Origin of the sequence: Pseudomonas sp. NPDC087626, from assembly GCF_044743405.1 — a bacterium.
GTDB lineage: Bacteria > Pseudomonadota > Gammaproteobacteria > Pseudomonadales > Pseudomonadaceae > Aquipseudomonas.
The window spans coordinates 60,467-75,501 of record NZ_JBIUWJ010000010.1 but is presented as its reverse complement, the minus strand read 5'-3'; the positions used below and the strand labels follow the sequence as shown (position 1 = coordinate 75,501).

The window sequence follows — 15,035 nt, the reverse complement described above, 5'->3', positions numbered from 1 at the left end:
GGCAAAAAATTCGGGCGATCAACTTACCGCGCTTTGCACCACGCTGTTTAGAAGATTTGTGCAGCTCATCCCGCCGCCGGAAAAATCCTCGTCGCCACCAGGCCGGCCATTGCCAGCAGGCAAGCCAGCCCTAGCCCATAGGCAATCGTGCGCCATGGCTGCCAGCCGCCGAGGTACATCAGGGTGTGCAGCACCCGGGCACTGGTGAACAGGCAAAACAACCCGGGTGCGAGCTGGTCATCGGCTTCCAGGGCCAGACACAAGCCGCCCAGCGCAAAGAACAGCGGAATGTTTTCCAGGTCATTGGCCCAGGCTTTGCCGGCCCGTTGTACCTGGGGCAGTTCCTGGATTAGCGCCGGGCGCTGGAAAAATCGCGCATCCTCAGCGTTGGTGAACACCCGGTGGCGGATACGATAGAACCCCTGATAGCAGGAGATGGCCAACATCTTCCCGAACAACAGCAGCACACACAGGGCATAGACGTGCAGCGTGCTGTTCATCCCTGCCCCCTGGCGCTGGGCTTGGCGCAAAAGCCATTGACCACCAGGTACAGCAGCGGGCCGATCGAGACGAAGATCGCGGTGAGCAGCAAATACGGCAGCACCGATACCAAGGAGCGGCCCTTGGCCCGGGCGTCCCGGTACATCCAGACGCCGGCCATGCCCGCCAGCAGGTAGAGATCGATGACCACCTGGGCGGTATCCGGCCGGGACAAAAGGCCCATCCCGAACGCCAGCAGCGATTGCTCGGCGATCAACAGGGTCCAGCCGGTGTACAGGGAAAATCCGCTCAAGGCGGCCAGGGCGAGATAGGGTCGAGACATGCGGTGCTTCCTGCAATCGGCGGTTGATGAGCAGCAAGTTAGTGCTATCGTCGCCCGGCCCTCAATGACCTCTGAGGTCATGGACGCCTACCCTTCGCACGGCCAGAGTCAACGTATGGATATCCGCCCCTTTCCCCGCACGACACCCCCGACCACCGCCGGCGAGCAGTTGCGCCTGCTGCGCCGCCAGGCCCGCCTGAGCCAGCTCGACCTCGCCTTGATCGCGGGGGTTTCCCAGCGTCACCTGAGCTGCATCGAAACCGGCCGCGCCCAGCCGAGCCCCGGCACCCTGCACAACCTGCTGACCGCCCTGGAGGCACCCTTGGAGCAGTGCAACCGCGTGTTCCTGGCATCCGGTTATGCGCCGCGCTACGAAGCGACGCCCCTGACGGCGCCGCCCATGGAGGCGGTGCGCGGCGCGATCAGCCATGTCCTGCACGCCAACAATCCCGCACCGGCGATTGTCCTGGGCAGCCACTGGCAAGTGCTGGCCGCCAACGCCAGCACTGCCGTGCTCTTCAACCTGGTCGGACTGCCGGCCGATGCGGCGGTGGAGCTCAACCTGCTGGTGACGCTGCTGCAGCCGGGCGGACTGGGCGACCATTTGCGCAACGCCGAGGAGATCCGCAGCCTGGCCTGGCAGCGCGCAACCCGCGAGGCCCTGGCCAACCCGACCCTGGCCCAGCTCCTGGACACCCTGCCCGCCCCGGCCAACCCGCTGCCGATGACGGCCGAACTACCACCGCTGGTACTGACGCGCATTGACTGCGCCCAGGGTGAACTGAACTTCCTGTCGACCTTCACCACCTTCGGCATGCCCCAGGACATCACCCTGAGCTCACTGCGCATCGAACACCTGATTCCAGCCGATGCCCAGACCTGGCAAATCATGACCCGGGCGTATGAGCAGTCGCTGCAAGGCAACACCGAGGGGTGAGGCTGCGCTCCCACAGGTCTGGTGGCCGTATGCAAAATCTGCAAGCAACCAAAGCCACTGTGGGGCTGGGCCGGGCGGCGCTCCGCTAGCCCGGGAAGGCAGTGTGCCAGGAACCATAAATGTTGGCTGTAGCGGCCCCATCGCGGGCAAGCCCGCTCCCACAAAGGAAATTCATACACTAGGAAAAAAGCAGGCCGGCCGGTAGGCCGCCTCGCCCGCCCTTACCACTCAGGCCGACCGGCAGGTCGCCGTGCTTTTGCTCTTGATCTTGATCTTGATCTACTCGCCCCTTCGGCAGGCTGAGCGAAGGTGTCCATCCGGGGGGAGGCGCGTAGCGCCGTGCGGCGGAGCCGCATGCATCGAGAGGAGGTGCAGCGAAGCAAACCGGAGGCGATGCCCCCGGATGGATACCGTATCGAAGGGACCCCGAGCCTTGGCGAGGGGCCGAACGCTGGGGCTGAGACTTTTTGGGTACTTTTGTGTCGTTTGACAAAAGTGCCTCGCCGTAAGGGCGAAACCCTAAGCCGCCATCACCGCAGCAACGGATATACCCATAAAACCAGGACTTCACCCACTGCGCTGTAGACCGCTTCTAACCTGCCAGACCGCCACCTTGCGTGGCGGTCCAGGGCCAAGGCCTTACTTGTCGGTCTTGATGCTGGTCCAGACCCGGGTACGCACCCGCTCCAGCTTTTGTGGCAACGGTTGCACCACGTACAGGGTTTTCAACGCCTCGCTGGTGGGCGTCAGGTTGGGGTTGCCGGTAATTTCCGGGTTGATCAGCGCCAGAGAGTCTTTGTTCGCATTGGGGTAACCGAGGAAGTCACTGATGGGGGCGATGACTTTCGGGTCCAGCAGGTTGTTGAGAAACTCGTGGGCCTCGGAGACGTTTTTTGCGCTCTTGGGGATGGCAAAGGTATCGAACCAGATCGGTGCGCCCTCCTTGGGCAGGCGCCAATCGACCACCACGCCGTTGCCGGATTCCTTGGCGCGGTTGCCGAACTGATAAAAGCTGCCGGAGTAACCGATGGCCACGCAAATATCGCCATTGGCGATGTCGGTCATGTACTTGGCCGAGTTGAAATAAGCCACGTAAGGGCGAACCTTGAGCAGCAGGGCCTTGGCCTTCTCGTAGTCATCCGGGTTCTGGCTGTTGGGGTCCAGCCCCAGGTAATGCAGGGCCAATGGCAGGATTTCCGTTGGCGAATCGAGCATGGCCACGCCGCAGGCTTTCAACTTCTCCATGTTTTCTGGCTTGAACACCAGGTCCCAACTGTCCACGGGGGCATTTTCACCGAGGGCGGCCTTGACCTTGGCCGGGTTGAAACCAATCAGCACCGTGCCATACATGTACGGCACGCCGTACTGGTTGCCCGGGTCGTTCTGGTTCAGCAACTTGAGCAAGACCGGGTCCTGGTGCTGCCAGTTGGGTAATTTCGACTTGTCGAGTTTCTGGAACACCCCGGCCTTGATCTGGGTCTCGAGAAACTGGTTGGAGGGCACCACCAGGTCGTAACCCGAGTTGCCGGTCAGCAACTTGGCCTCCAGGGATTCGTTGGTGTCGAAGGTGTCCCAGGTGACCTTGATGCCACTTTGCTTGGCAAAGTCCTTGGGCACGGACGGCAGGATGTAGTCCGCCCAGTTGTACACCCTCAATTCGCGCTGTTCGGCGTGCACGGCGCTGGCCAGCAGCGTCAGCCCACACAAGGTGGCGCCCAGAATACGGTTCATCGTGACCATGAATGGTTTCCCCAAATGCGGCGTTAGTTCGACGGTTTTTATGTTCTGTAAACGGCAGCGGGTTTAACGATAGCCAAGGGCAGGCGAATCCGGATTCTAGTTAGGGTTTGAGTGCACGTTCCGGGATCGGCCAACTGCTCCGATTGTTGCCCAGGGCCGCAGCGGGACACAGTGCGGCCTTGGCCAAAAGGGGATCGTAATGGCCAAAATAAATGGCCATTTGGCTCAATGCGCGGCTATACCTGCGGCTGGTGGCTGGTCACGCAATGGATGCCGCCACCGCCGGCGCTGATCGCGTCAATGTCCAGTTGCACCACTTCGCGGTCCGGGTAGAGCTGGGTCAGCAACTCAAGGGCCCGGCGATCGGCTGCCCGGTCACCAAACTGCGGCGCCAGCACGGCGCCGTTGATCACGAAGTAGTTGATGTAGCCGGCGGCAAAATCCGGGTTGTTTTTACTGAACTTGTTGTTGTGTGCAAAAGGGGACAGATTTATTTAGCTCCCGATTTAATTGGCTCCCGTCAAATAAATCTATCCCCTTTGGGGAAGGTGCTCCAACCCGACAAGAGGCCGCGGTAGCTTACTCTTCCAGACGCCCGCTCCCCTCGCGATCCTGCCGGTAGTGCCGGGCCAGGGGAAATGCCGGCAACCAGGACTCGCGACGGATCACCCAGCTTTCATAGGTGGGCATCAACTGGTCAGGGGCATCCAGGGAACCCAGGTTGACTTCCACTTCGTCGGCGCTGCGGGCGAACACCGACGAGCCGCAGCGCGGGCAGAAAAACCGCCCGGCGTAATCCCGCGTTTCGCCAGTGATGGTCACCGCCGCTTCGGGAAATATCGCAGAGGCGTGAAACAGCGCGCCGTGGTGCTTGCGACACTCCAGGCAATGACACAGCCCAACCCGATAGGGCTGGCCCGCCGCTTCGATGCGTACATCGCCACATAGGCAACCGCCGGTGAATCGGTGCATGGTCGTGCTCCTGATGCAAGTCATCGATCAGCGCAGCCGAGTGACTCCCCGGTGCGATCCTGTCGAGGGTAAAAATAGCAGCTGGACAACCGTGCCGGATCGCATCAACCCAATACCGGAATCACCCGCGACGGCTTCACCGACTTAAACGAAAAACTCGAATAAATCTCCTTCACCGCTGGCAAGGTCTGCAGCACTTCGCGGGCGAATTCGCCGAAGGACTCCAGGTCCTTGGCCACCACTTCCAAGAGGAAATCGTAGCGTCCGGAGACGTTGTGGCAGGCGACTATTTCCGGGATCTGCAGCAGGCGCTGTTCGAACGTGCGGGCCATTTCCTGGTTGTGGGATTCCATCATTACGCTGACAAAAGCCGTCACGCCATACCCCAGGGCCTTGGGCGAGAGGATCGCCTGGTAGCCGGTGATCACCCCGCTTTCCTCGAGGATTTTCACCCGGCGCCAGCACGGCGAAGTGGTCAGCGCTACCTGGTCCGCCAGTTCGGCGGTAGTCAGGCGGGCGTTGCCTTGCAGGGCGTTCAGTAGGGCTTTGTCAGTACGATCCAGGCCGGCGGGCATATCTTGCCTCTTAATCTTGTTTTTATGGGTTTGTATTCCAATTAGCCGTTTATAAACGGGCAAGTTTGGAATTTATCGCGTTGAATTTGAGCATAGCATTGTAGGAAATCAGGGAGCGTTACCCATGGACAATAAAAACAACGAACTTGGCTTTTCTACCCGTGCGATTCACCACGGCTACAACCCGCTGGATCACCAAGGGGCGTTGATCCCGCCGATCTACCTCACGTCCACCTTCACCTTCCCCACCGCCGAATACGGCGCCGGCTGTTTTGCCGGCGAACAACCCGGGCATTTCTACACGCGGATTTCCAACCCGACCCTGGCGCTGCTGGAGTCGCGCATGGCGACCCTGGAAAACGGCGAGGCGGCCGTGGCCTTCAGTTCCGGCATGGGCGCGATTGCCGCGACCCTCTGGACCTTGCTGCGCCCGGCGGACGAAATCATCGTCGACCGCACCCTGTATGGCTGCACCTTCGCCCTGCTGCACCACGGCATCGGCGAGTTCGGGGTCAAGGTGCGGCATGTCGACCTGTCCAACCTCAGCGAGTTGCGCGCAGCGATCAGCCCGGCCACGCGGATGATCTACTGCGAAACACCGGCCAACCCGACCATGCAACTGGTGGACATCGCCGCCGTGGCCGAGATCTCCCGGCAGCACCCGCAGGTCACCCTGGTGGTGGACAACACCTATTGCACCCCTTACCTGCAACGCCCACTGGAGCTGGGCGCGGACGTGGTGGTGCACTCGGCCACCAAGTACCTCAGCGGCCATGGCGATATCACCGCCGGGATCGTGGTCAGCAGCCAGGCGCTGGCTGACCGTATCCGCTTGCAGGGCCTCAAGGACCTGACCGGCGCGGTGATGTCGCCCCAGGATGCTTTCCTGCTGATGCGCGGGCTCAAGACCCTGGCCCTGCGCATGGAGCGCCATTGCAGCAACGCCCAGGTGATCGCCGAGTATCTGCAGGCGCACCCGGCAGTCGAGTGGGTGACCTACCCTGGCCTGGCGTCCTTTCCCCAGCACCAACTGGCCTCACGGCAAATGAAATTGCCCGGCGGCATGATCGCCTTCGAACTCAAGGGTGGCCTGGTCGACGGCCGGCGCTTCATGAATGCCCTGCAGCTGTTCAGCCGCGCGGTCAGCCTGGGCGACGCCGAGTCCCTGGCCCAGCACCCGGCCAGCATGACCCACTCCACCTACTCCCCGGAGCAACGCGCCGAACACGGTATTTCCGAAGGGCTGGTACGCTTGTCGGTGTGGCTGGAGGACATCGCCGACCTGCTGGCCGACGTCACCCAGGCCCTCGACGCTTGCGCCTGAGGGAGGCCAACGATGACTACCCCAGACCTGCTCCATCAGGGCCTGCCCTGCGCCCAGGATGAAGACCCGCAAGAAACCCGCGAGTGGCTCGACGCCCTGGCCTCGACCCTCGCCGCCTGTGGCCCTGAGCGCGCCCGCTACCTGCTCAAGCGCCTGCAAGAGTACGCCGGCGAACACGGCATCAACCGCGACGCCCAGGCCTTTTCCGCCTATCGCAACACCCTGTCGCTGGAGCAACAGGGCACCTACCCCGGTGACCTGCTGCTGGAGGAGCGCATCACCGGCCTGCTGCGCTGGAACGCCCTGGCCATGGTGGTCCGGGCCAACCATGCCTACGGTGAACTGGGCGGCCACATCGCCAGTTACGCCTCGGCGGCAGAGATCTTCGAGGTGGGTTTCCAGCACTTTTTCCGTGGCGATGGCGACGATGGCCAGCGCAACGCCGACCTGGTGTTTTTCCAGCCGCACTCGGCACCCGGGGTCTATGCCCGGGCCTTTCTCGAAGGGCGCTTGAGCGAGGAGCAACTGGCCAACTATCGCCAGGAAATCAACGGTCCCGGACTGTGCTCCTACCCTCACCCGTGGCTGATGCCGGACTTCTGGCAGTTCCCCACCGGCTCCATGGGCATCGGCCCGATCAGCGCGGTGTACCAGGCGCGGTTCATGCGCTACCTGCAGCACCGCGAGTTGCTGCAGACCGAGGGCCGGCATGTCTGGGGGGTGTTTGGCGACGGCGAGATGGACGAGCCCGAGTCCATCGCCGGCCTGTCCCTGGCAGCCCGCGAACAATTGGACAACCTGACCTTTATCGTCAACTGCAACCTGCAACGCCTGGACGGCCCGGTGCGCGGCAACGGCCAGATCATCCAGGAACTCGAAGCGCTGTTCGCCGGTGCCGGCTGGAACGTGATCAAGGTGCTGTGGGGTTCTGAGTGGGATGCGCTGTTTGCCCGCGACACCGACAACGTGCTGCTCAAGCGCCTGGCAGCCACCCCGGACGGCGAATACCAGACCCTTGGCGCCCATGACGGTGCCTATAACCTGGAGCACTTCTTCCAGAAGGACCCGCAAGTGCGGCGCCTGGTGGAACACATGAGCGTCGAGGAGATCAATGGCCTGAAACGCGGCGGCCACGACTTGCGCAAACTGCACGCCGCCTTCGCCGCCGCCAAGGCCTGCAAGGGCCGGCCGACGGTAATCCTGGCCAAGACCAAAAAGGGCTATGGCATCGGTGCGGCCGGCGAGTCGCGGATGACCGCGCACCAGGCGAAAAAACTCGATGTCGCCGCCCTCCTGGCGTTCCGCGACCGCTTCCATCTGCCGCTGTCGGACCAGGATGTCGAACAGTTGCGCTTCTATCGTCCGCCCGAGGACAGCGCCGAAATGCGCTACCTGCGCGCCCGGCGCCAGGCCCTCGGCGGTCCGCTGCCGGCGCGCAAGAGCGCTGCGCCGCAGATTCCGGTGCCGGCGCTGGCGCTGTCGGGCGGTTTTGCTCTCAAGGCGCAAGGCAAGGAAATGTCCACCACCATGGCCGCCGTGCGCCTGCTGACGGCCTGGCTCAAGGCGCCAGAGTTGGGGCCGCGAGTGGTGCCGATCGTCGCCGATGAAGCACGCACCTTTGGCATGGCCAGCCTGTTCCGCCAGATCGGCATCTACTCGCCCCACGGCCAGTTGTACGAACCGGAAGACAGCGGCTCGATCCTCTCCTACCGGGAGTCGCGCAATGGCCAGTTGCTGGAAGAAGGCATCACCGAGGCCGGCGCCCTGTCCTCCTGGGTCGCGGCCGCGACCTCCTATTCAGTACACGGCGTGCCGATGCTGCCGGTGTACATCTACTATTCGATGTTCGGCTTCCAGCGGGTCGGCGACTTGATCTGGGCCGCCGCCGACCAGCGCTCCCGGGGCATTTTGCTCGGCGCCACGGCGGGCCGGACCACCCTCGGTGGCGAGGGCCTGCAACACCAGGACGGCTCCAGCCTGGTGATGGCGGCGATGGTGCCCAACTGCCGTGCCTGGGACCCGTGTTTTGCCGGGGAACTGGCGGTGATCCTCGACCACGCGGCCCGGCGCCTGCTGGAACAGCAGTGCGACGAGTTCCACTACGTCGCGGTGATGAACGAAAACTACCCGCAGCCGAGTCTCGATGACAGCCAGCACGCCGATGTCCTGCGCGGCCTGTATCGCTATTCGCGCAGTTGCACCGAGCCGTCGCAAATTCGCCTGCGCCTGGTGGGCTCCGGGGCGATATTGCGCGAAGTACTCGCGGCCAGCGAGTTGCTCGCCAAGGACTGGGGCATTCACACCGAGGTGTTCAGCGCCACCAGCTTCAGCGAACTGGCGCGCGAGGCCCGCGAGGTCGAGCGCGACAACCGCCTGCAGACCGGCGAGCCGCGCAGCAGCCATCTGCAGCAACAGCTCGGCGGTCGCCAACCGATCATCGCCGCCAGCGATTACGTGCGTGCCTGGCCGCAACTGATCGGCCAGTACCTGGAGGCGCCCTACACCACCCTGGGCACCGACGGGTTTGGCCGCAGCGACAACCGCGCCAACCTGCGGCAGTTCTTTGAGGTGGATCAGCACAGCATTGTCCTGGCCGGATTAAAAAGTCTGGTGGACCACGATGGCCTCGACGCTGGCATACTCAGCGAGGCGATCGGCCGCTACTGCCCCGATCCAGCGCGCAGCGCGCCCTGGGATCGCTGAATCAACTGCAAGACCTTTATGAGTCATTACCCACAGGAGTGGAACACCATGAGTCGTATCAATAAAAAAACCACCCAACTGCTCAGCGCCATGATCCTTGCCGGCCTGTCCTGCCATGCCCTGGCTGAGGACACCATCCGCATCGGCATCGCCGGACCGAAAACCGGCCCGGTAGCGCAATACGGTGACATGCAGTTCAGCGGTGCCCGCATGGCCATCGAGCAGATCAACGCCCGTGGCGGCGTCGACGGCAAACAGCTGGTGGCCGTGGAATACGACGATGCCTGCGATCCCAAGCAGGCGGTGGCGGTAGCCAACAAAGTAGTCAACGACGGCATCAAGTACGTGGTCGGGCACCTGTGCTCCAGCTCCACCCAGCCAGCTTCGGATATCTATGAAGACGAAGGCATCGTGATGATCACTCCGGCCGCGACCAGCCCGGAACTGACCGCTCGCGGCTACAGGATGATCTTCCGCACCATCGGCCTGGACAACGCCCAGGGCCCGGCAGCGGCGCGCTACATCGTCGGCCTGAAACCGGCCAATGTCGCGGTGCTGCACGACAAGCAGCAGTACGGTGAAGGCATCGCCACCTCGGTGCGCGAGATCCTCGGCAAGGAAGGCATCAAGGTGGCGATGTTCGAAGGCATCAACGTCGGCGAACGCGACTACTCCTCGATCCTGACCAAGCTCAAGCAGGCCAATGTCGACTTCGTGTACTTCGGCGGCTACCACCCGGAAATGGGCCTGCTGTTGCGCCAGGCCAAGGAAAAAGGCCTCAGCGCCCGCTTCATGGGCCCGGAAGGCGTGGGTAACGACTCGATCTCGCAGATCGCCAAGGACGCTGCCGAAGGCATGCTGGTAACCCTGCCTAAATCCTTCGACCAGGACCCGGCCAACCAGGCGCTGGTAGCGGCCTTCACCGCGAAACAGGAAAACCCCAGCGGCCCGTTTGTCCTGCCGACCTACTCGGCGGTGGACGTGATTGCCGGCGCAATCGTCGCGGCCAAGAGCGAAGACCCGGAAAAAGTCGCCGCGGCGATCCACAGCGGCACCTTCAAAACCCCTACCGGCGACCTGAGCTTCGACGAAAAAGGCGACCTCAAGGACTTCAAGTTCGTGGTCTACGAATGGCACTACGGCAAGCCGAAGACCGAAGCTGGGCAAAGCGCCGGTCTCTGAAGCTATGCCGAAACTGTAGGAGCGGGTGCCCGCTTGCGGTGCCCGCTCCAGGTTCAGTGGTCGTATGTGGATTTTCCGAACACCCAAAAAACACTGTAGGAGCGAGCCTGCTCGCGATGGTCGTCAACGATAACGCGCGCTGCCTGAAACAACGCGTCGCTCTTGAGATCATCGCGAGCAAGCTCGCTCCCACCTATGTCTCACAAAAAACACCGGATCTTCGCTTGATGCCGATCAGTTAAGCAATTTGCGCAGTACCTGTAGCATCTGTCGCTTAATTAGGGTCCAGCAACCCACCGTGCCAGTTACGCGATACCTGGCTGCCGGTGAACTTCGCGACCACCGTGCCCTGGGCCACCAGGCGGTCCCGATGGCGGGTGACCATCCGTCCGGCCTGTTCGGCCAGCAGCACCACCTCGGAAGACGGATCACCCGGACGCCCGATAATCCGCGCAAATCGCTGCCCTTGCTCGACGAAATCCCCCAGCGCCTTCTCAAACACCAGCACCCCGGGCTGCGGTGCCAGGATGGTTTCCATCTGGCCCATGTCCATGGCCTCGACAGGCCAGTCCACAGGCTCACGCGCCTCATCGATGACGCCATGGCCACACAGCCAGGCATACAAGCCCTCAGCGTCCTGCGCGGCATCGGCATCGCTGACATCGCCCTGCCCACGCAGCTCCAGGGTCGCGGCCATTTGCCGCTGGTTCACGCCTGCACGCAGCCAGGGGCTGATCAGGGTTTCTTCGAAAGAACCGTCACCGCCGTCATCCCAGATGATTGCCACGTCCATGCGCATCGCCGCCGCCAGCGCGCGGCCGCGAGGCCAGAAACTGCGGTGCAGGTAGAGGTATGGCAGGGCTTCGTCGTCGGTGTGCAAGTCCAGCACCACGTCGGCGCTGGAGGCCAGTTGCACCAGGTTTTTTTGCCAGTGCTGGACCACGGTCGACGGCTGGGCCATCGCCGCCGACTGGTCGAAACCGCGGTTGAAATTGTGTCCCGTGGCATCGTGGAAACGCCCGAGAATCCGCCCCTGGCGAAACTGCCCGATGCCCAGAGGATTGGCCTGGGGCACCACCGTCACCGAGCCCTTGAGCCGACCTGCGGCTTGGGCCCGGGCCAACTTGGGCATCAGCAGGTGCAGCACCAGCATGCCGGCGATTTCATCGGCATGTACCCCGGCCTGCAGGTGCACGGCAGGGGCCTGGCCGGCGCCGGCGTAACGCCAGGCGCCGACCCGCACCGGGTCGCCGTTATTGTTCGGCACACTGAATGAAATATCCTCGACCATCCGCCTGTCCTCCCCTGTTCATGGCTGCTGCTCAATGGATTGCCGGTCGCGTTCGGCCTGCTCCGGCGTCGCCGGCGGATACAGCGGCTGCGAGACCGAACACTCGGCCCCGACCACCTCCTGGCTGCCATGCCGCCCAAAGATCATCGCCAGGGTGCCGCTGACCGCGATCAACCCGGCGCCGATGATCAGCGAGCCGTCCAGCAGCGTGCCCCAGACCAGGCTCGACAGGGCAAACGCCCAGATCAGCCCGGTGTATTCGAAAGGTGCGAGCAAGGTCGCGGTGGCCCGCTGGAAGCTGGCGAACAGCAGGAACTGGCCGATCCCGCCTACCAGCCCCGCCGCAAGCATGCCCAGCCAGGCCGGGGTCGGCGCCGGGGTGTGGGTCCAGGGCAACGCCACCAGCATGCACACCACAAACACCACATTGGTGATCAGCATCTGTTCCAGTACCGAGGTCTGTTCATCGACCTGGCGCAACTGGATGTAAGTGAAGGCCCAGCACATGGCGGCCAGCAGGGTCAGTACCACCGGCCACGGGTCCTGGATCTGGGTCGGGCGGCAGGCGATCACCACCCCGACAAAACCGATGATCAGGCTCAGCCACTGCCAGGCGTTGGCGCGCTCCTTGAGCATCACCGCCGCCAGCATCGTGACCATGATCGGCGCCGAGAAATACAGGGTGGTCATCTCCGCCAGGGTCAGGTCGCGGGCGGCGGTGTAATACAGCAGCCAGGCGACAATCGACAGCAAGCCGCGCACCACCAGCAAGCGCCGGCTTGGCGAGCGCCAGGCCCGTTGTACCAGTTGCAGGCGGCCCACCAGCAGGCAGGCAACGACCACCACCAGGCTGCGCCAGAACAGGATGCTGACCACCGAATAATCGGCCACCAACCACTTGATGCCGGCGTCCTGCAGGGCCAGGAAGGCGTAGCCCAGGGTGCACAGGCCAATGCCTTGCAATGAGCGGTCGACCCGCGAGCTACTCATCACACCGACCTGCGCACGGGAGTACCACGGCGTTCGGCGAACGCAAACAGCGCCTCGATCAGGAACGTCAGGCAGACATACACCAGTGCCACCAGCAGCAACGGTTCATAGACCTGCAGGGTCTGGGCGCGCACGACGTTGGCGGCGCCCAGCAGGTCGATCACCGCGATGGTCGAGGCCAGCGCCGTGGACTTGAGCAGCATCACGCACTCCCCGGCCAGGGTCGGCAACAGCAGGCGCATGGCCCGGGGCAGGCGCACCCGCAGCAGCGCCTGGCGCGCCGTCATGCCAAAGGCCGAGGCCGCTTCCATCTCGCCCTTGGGCACCGCCAGCAGGCCGCCGCGAATCACTTCACCGACATAGGCCCCCACCGACAGCACCAGGGCGAACACGATGTACCAGTAGCCATCGCGCAGGTAGGGCCACAGGAAGCTGGCGCGCAGCAGCGGGAACTGGGCAAACAGGCTGCCCAGGCCGTAGTAGAAAATGTAGATCTGGATCAGCAGCGGCGTTCCGCGCCACAGGCTGGTGTAGAGCAGGCTGGCCTTGGCCAGCAGACGGTTTTTCGAGATCCGCGCCAGGGCCACCAGCACCGCCAGGACGAAGCCCAGCACGCTGGCGATCAGCAGGATGCTGATGGTGGTCTGCAACCCTCGGCCCAACAGGGCGGCGTACTCGATTATCCACGCTGCAATCATCTCATTCACTCAGCCAAAGGCATCCAGCGACGAATGCGTCGCTCCAGCCGTCCCGACAGGTAGTTGGACAGTAGCGTCACCGCGTAATACAGCGCGGCGGCGGTGAGGTAGAACAGCAGGTAATGGCGGGTCGAACCCGCGCCCTGCTTGGCGGTGTACAGCAACTCGTTGGTGCCGACCACGCTGATCAGGGCGCTGTCCTTGATCAGGTTGATCCACAGGTTGGCCATCCCGGCCATCGCGTAGGGCGCCATGATCGGCAGGGTGACGCGACGGAACAGGCCAAAGCCGCTGAGGCCGAAGGCTCTTCCCGCCTCGATCAGGCCAAAGGGGATTGCCTGGATCGCCGCGCGGAAAATCTCCGAGGCGTACGCCCCCTGCACCAGCCCCAGGACGAGGATCGCCGCGAGCGGCCCGCTGACGTCTATCGCGTCGTAGCCCATGTGGGCCATGAGTGCGTTGAGCAGCATGGAGCCGACGTAGTACAGCAGCAGGATCAGCAGTAGCTCCGGGATCGCGCGGAACAAGGTGGTGTAGCCGCGCATCAGGGCCGCGATCGGTTTCGGCGCGCCCAACTTGAGGCAGGCCACCACCAGCCCGATCAACAACCCGACCACAAACGCCCCGGCGGATATCTGCAGGGTCATCCACAACCCACGCAACAAGGCCCCGCCCCATCCTCGTTCGCTGAAGCCGATCAATTCGAACATTGCAGGCATTTCACTCTCCGGTTACTGACCTTCAACCGCCTATGGCGGTCTGGCCCCATCGCGGACAAGCCTGGAGCGAGCTTGCTCGCGAAGGACTCAGGAGCGCCGCGTTGAATCAGGCTCGGCGCGTTATCGTTGACGACCATCGCGAGCAAGCTCGCTCCTACAAAGACCGGGTTCACAACATCAGCATGTGCACCGCCGCACTCCTTGTGGGAGCTGGCGCCCGCTTGCGGCTTGCCAGCGATGGCGGCCTCAGCCACGGCGACCCGGTTTGTCGTCAGAAGGCAGGTTTCACGCTGGTTCCGAAATAGTGCTGCGACAGGTCGTCATAGTCCTTGCTTGCCAGCAGGGTCTGGATCGCCTGGTCGAGGCGCGCCTTGAGGGCGGCGTCGTCCTTGCGCAGGCCGGCGCCGACGCCTTTGCCGAAGATCGGGTCGTACGGCACGGTGCTCAGGTACGCGAGGTCCTTGGCATCGGCGGTCTTGACGAACTCGGTCATGGCGGTGCCGTCGGCCATCATCAGGTCAAGACGCCCGGCGATCAGGTCGGCGTTGGCCGAGTCCTGGGTGTCGTAGTACTTCACGTCGGCGATTTTTTCGTACTTGGCCTTCAGGTAGCTGGCGCTGACGGTGGAGTTCTGCACGCCGATGATCTTGCCCTTGAGGTCATCCGGGTATTTGCTCACCGAGCTGCCCTTGGGCCCGACCACGGCGATCGCCGAATCGTAGTAGGCCTTGCTGAAGGCGATCTGTTTCTCGCGTTCGGCGGTGACTGACATCGAGGAAAAAATCACGTCGATCTTCTTCGCCAGCAGCGAAGGAATGATGCCGTCCCACGCCACCTCCTTGATCTCGCACTCGGCCTTCATCGCGCTGCACAGCTTGTGGATCAGGTCGACTTCAAAACCCTTCCACTCACCGTTGGGCTGCTTCTCGGTGTACGGCGGATAGGGTTCGGCCGCCACCGCGAACCTGATCGGCTGTGCCTGCGCGGCGCTCATGCCGGCCAGCATCACGCAGGCCACGCCCGTCAACCAGTTTGCCAAACGTCGATTTGCCATGATGTTTCCCCGTCTTGTTATTGTGTT

The 15,035-nt window shown here is 63.2% G+C and carries 14 protein-coding genes and 1 pseudogene; 4 read left to right on the top strand and 11 right to left on the bottom strand.

Annotation, left to right across the window (positions count from 1 at the left end; translation table 11 throughout):
* Positions 1-65: 65 nt before the first annotated feature.
* Together ACIOVD_RS10680 and ACIOVD_RS10675 are read right to left on the bottom strand one after the other, a co-directional pair.
* Positions 66-500 carry an MAPEG family protein gene (locus ACIOVD_RS10680; protein WP_401127527.1) on the bottom strand — a complete coding sequence of 145 codons (435 nt, stop codon included), beginning with the start codon at positions 498-500 and terminating at the stop codon, positions 66-68.
* Positions 497-823: a DUF2834 domain-containing protein gene (locus tag ACIOVD_RS10675; RefSeq protein WP_401127525.1), complete on the bottom strand. Its 327-nt coding sequence runs from the start codon at positions 821-823 to the stop codon at positions 497-499. Before ACIOVD_RS10675 ends, ACIOVD_RS10680 begins: the two co-directional genes overlap by 4 nt.
* 115 nt (positions 824-938) lie before the next feature.
* On the opposite strand from ACIOVD_RS10675, the gene ACIOVD_RS10670 reads away from it, so the two are divergent.
* Complete coding sequence (locus ACIOVD_RS10670) at positions 939-1,760, top strand: helix-turn-helix domain-containing protein (RefSeq protein ID WP_401127523.1); 822 nt, start codon at positions 939-941, stop codon at positions 1,758-1,760.
* A gap of 639 nt (positions 1,761-2,399) precedes the next feature.
* Here ACIOVD_RS10670 and ACIOVD_RS10665 read toward each other — a convergent pair.
* From ACIOVD_RS10665 to ACIOVD_RS10650, 4 genes and pseudogenes are all read right to left on the bottom strand, one after another.
* A complete protein-coding gene (locus ACIOVD_RS10665; RefSeq protein ID WP_095169097.1) occupies positions 2,400-3,500 on the bottom strand; it encodes a polyamine ABC transporter substrate-binding protein in 1,101 nt (366 codons plus the stop codon).
* Positions 3,501-3,736: 236 nt separating this feature from the next.
* A pseudogene (locus ACIOVD_RS10660) lies at positions 3,737-3,967 on the bottom strand (agmatine deiminase family protein); the annotation flags it as partial.
* 112 nt (positions 3,968-4,079) lie between these two features.
* A complete protein-coding gene (locus ACIOVD_RS10655) occupies positions 4,080-4,472 on the bottom strand; it encodes a GFA family protein (RefSeq protein ID WP_095169089.1) in 393 nt (130 codons plus the stop codon).
* Between the two features lie 104 nt (positions 4,473-4,576).
* On the bottom strand, positions 4,577-5,047 hold the full coding sequence (locus ACIOVD_RS10650) for an Lrp/AsnC family transcriptional regulator (RefSeq protein ID WP_159996489.1): 471 nt from the start codon (positions 5,045-5,047) through the stop codon (positions 4,577-4,579).
* Between the two features lie 124 nt (positions 5,048-5,171).
* Between ACIOVD_RS10650 and ACIOVD_RS10645 the strand changes: the two genes are divergently transcribed.
* From ACIOVD_RS10645 to ACIOVD_RS10635, 3 genes are read left to right on the top strand one after another with little or no spacing between them, the layout of a single operon-like run.
* Positions 5,172-6,371, top strand: coding sequence for a methionine gamma-lyase (locus ACIOVD_RS10645; protein WP_401127521.1), 1,200 nt, complete (start codon positions 5,172-5,174; stop codon positions 6,369-6,371).
* A 12-nt stretch (positions 6,372-6,383) separates the two neighbouring features.
* Positions 6,384-9,074 carry an alpha-ketoglutarate dehydrogenase gene (gene mdeB / locus ACIOVD_RS10640; RefSeq protein ID WP_401127519.1) on the top strand — a complete coding sequence of 897 codons (2,691 nt, stop codon included), beginning with the start codon at positions 6,384-6,386 and terminating at the stop codon, positions 9,072-9,074.
* A gap of 48 nt (positions 9,075-9,122) precedes the next feature.
* Positions 9,123-10,256, top strand: a complete 1,134-nt coding sequence (locus ACIOVD_RS10635) for a branched-chain amino acid ABC transporter substrate-binding protein (protein WP_401127517.1) — start codon at positions 9,123-9,125, stop codon at positions 10,254-10,256.
* A gap of 274 nt (positions 10,257-10,530) precedes the next feature.
* Here ACIOVD_RS10635 and ACIOVD_RS10630 read toward each other — a convergent pair whose 3' ends face one another.
* From ACIOVD_RS10630 to ACIOVD_RS10610, 5 genes are all read right to left on the bottom strand, one after another.
* Positions 10,531-11,547, bottom strand: coding sequence for a succinylglutamate desuccinylase/aspartoacylase family protein (locus ACIOVD_RS10630; protein ID WP_401127516.1), 1,017 nt, complete (start codon positions 11,545-11,547; stop codon positions 10,531-10,533).
* An 18-nt stretch (positions 11,548-11,565) separates the two neighbouring features.
* The gene (locus tag ACIOVD_RS10625; protein WP_401127514.1) at positions 11,566-12,537 is read right to left on the bottom strand and encodes a DMT family transporter; all 972 of its coding nucleotides are present in this window, start codon (positions 12,535-12,537) and stop codon (positions 11,566-11,568) included.
* Positions 12,537-13,235 (bottom strand): ABC transporter permease, encoded by a 699-nt coding sequence (locus tag ACIOVD_RS10620; protein ID WP_159998848.1) that lies wholly within the window; start codon positions 13,233-13,235, stop codon positions 12,537-12,539. Before ACIOVD_RS10620 ends, ACIOVD_RS10625 begins: the two co-directional genes overlap by 1 nt.
* Positions 13,236-13,240: 5 nt before the next feature.
* Entirely contained in the window at positions 13,241-13,954 is a 714-nt protein-coding gene (locus ACIOVD_RS10615; RefSeq protein WP_095169082.1) for an ABC transporter permease, read from the bottom strand.
* A 271-nt stretch (positions 13,955-14,225) separates the two neighbouring features.
* Positions 14,226-15,008 (bottom strand): transporter substrate-binding domain-containing protein, encoded by a 783-nt coding sequence (locus ACIOVD_RS10610; protein ID WP_095169080.1) that lies wholly within the window; start codon positions 15,006-15,008, stop codon positions 14,226-14,228.
* Positions 15,009-15,035: the final 27 nt, after the last annotated feature.

What these genes read in the sequence shown, in the direction of transcription:
- ACIOVD_RS10680 (WP_401127527.1), bottom strand. Translation starts at nt 500, where the DNA reads ATGAACAGCACGCTGCACGTCTATGCCCTGTGTGTGCTGCTGTTGTTC.
- ACIOVD_RS10675 (WP_401127525.1), bottom strand. Translation starts at nt 823, where the DNA reads ATGTCTCGACCCTATCTCGCCCTGGCCGCCTTGAGCGGATTTTCCCTG.
- ACIOVD_RS10670 (WP_401127523.1), top strand. Translation starts at nt 939, where the DNA reads ATGGATATCCGCCCCTTTCCCCGCACGACACCCCCGACCACCGCCGGC.
- ACIOVD_RS10665 (WP_095169097.1), bottom strand. Translation starts at nt 3,500, where the DNA reads ATGGTCACGATGAACCGTATTCTGGGCGCCACCTTGTGTGGGCTGACG.
- ACIOVD_RS10655 (WP_095169089.1), bottom strand. Translation starts at nt 4,472, where the DNA reads ATGCACCGATTCACCGGCGGTTGCCTATGTGGCGATGTACGCATCGAA.
- ACIOVD_RS10650 (WP_159996489.1), bottom strand. Translation starts at nt 5,047, where the DNA reads ATGCCCGCCGGCCTGGATCGTACTGACAAAGCCCTACTGAACGCCCTG.
- ACIOVD_RS10645 (WP_401127521.1), top strand. Translation starts at nt 5,172, where the DNA reads ATGGACAATAAAAACAACGAACTTGGCTTTTCTACCCGTGCGATTCAC.
- mdeB (WP_401127519.1), top strand. Translation starts at nt 6,384, where the DNA reads ATGACTACCCCAGACCTGCTCCATCAGGGCCTGCCCTGCGCCCAGGAT.
- ACIOVD_RS10635 (WP_401127517.1), top strand. Translation starts at nt 9,123, where the DNA reads ATGAGTCGTATCAATAAAAAAACCACCCAACTGCTCAGCGCCATGATC.
- ACIOVD_RS10630 (WP_401127516.1), bottom strand. Translation starts at nt 11,547, where the DNA reads ATGGTCGAGGATATTTCATTCAGTGTGCCGAACAATAACGGCGACCCG.
- ACIOVD_RS10625 (WP_401127514.1), bottom strand. Translation starts at nt 12,537, where the DNA reads ATGAGTAGCTCGCGGGTCGACCGCTCATTGCAAGGCATTGGCCTGTGC.
- ACIOVD_RS10620 (WP_159998848.1), bottom strand. Translation starts at nt 13,235, where the DNA reads ATGATTGCAGCGTGGATAATCGAGTACGCCGCCCTGTTGGGCCGAGGG.
- ACIOVD_RS10615 (WP_095169082.1), bottom strand. Translation starts at nt 13,954, where the DNA reads ATGCCTGCAATGTTCGAATTGATCGGCTTCAGCGAACGAGGATGGGGC.
- ACIOVD_RS10610 (WP_095169080.1), bottom strand. Translation starts at nt 15,008, where the DNA reads ATGGCAAATCGACGTTTGGCAAACTGGTTGACGGGCGTGGCCTGCGTG.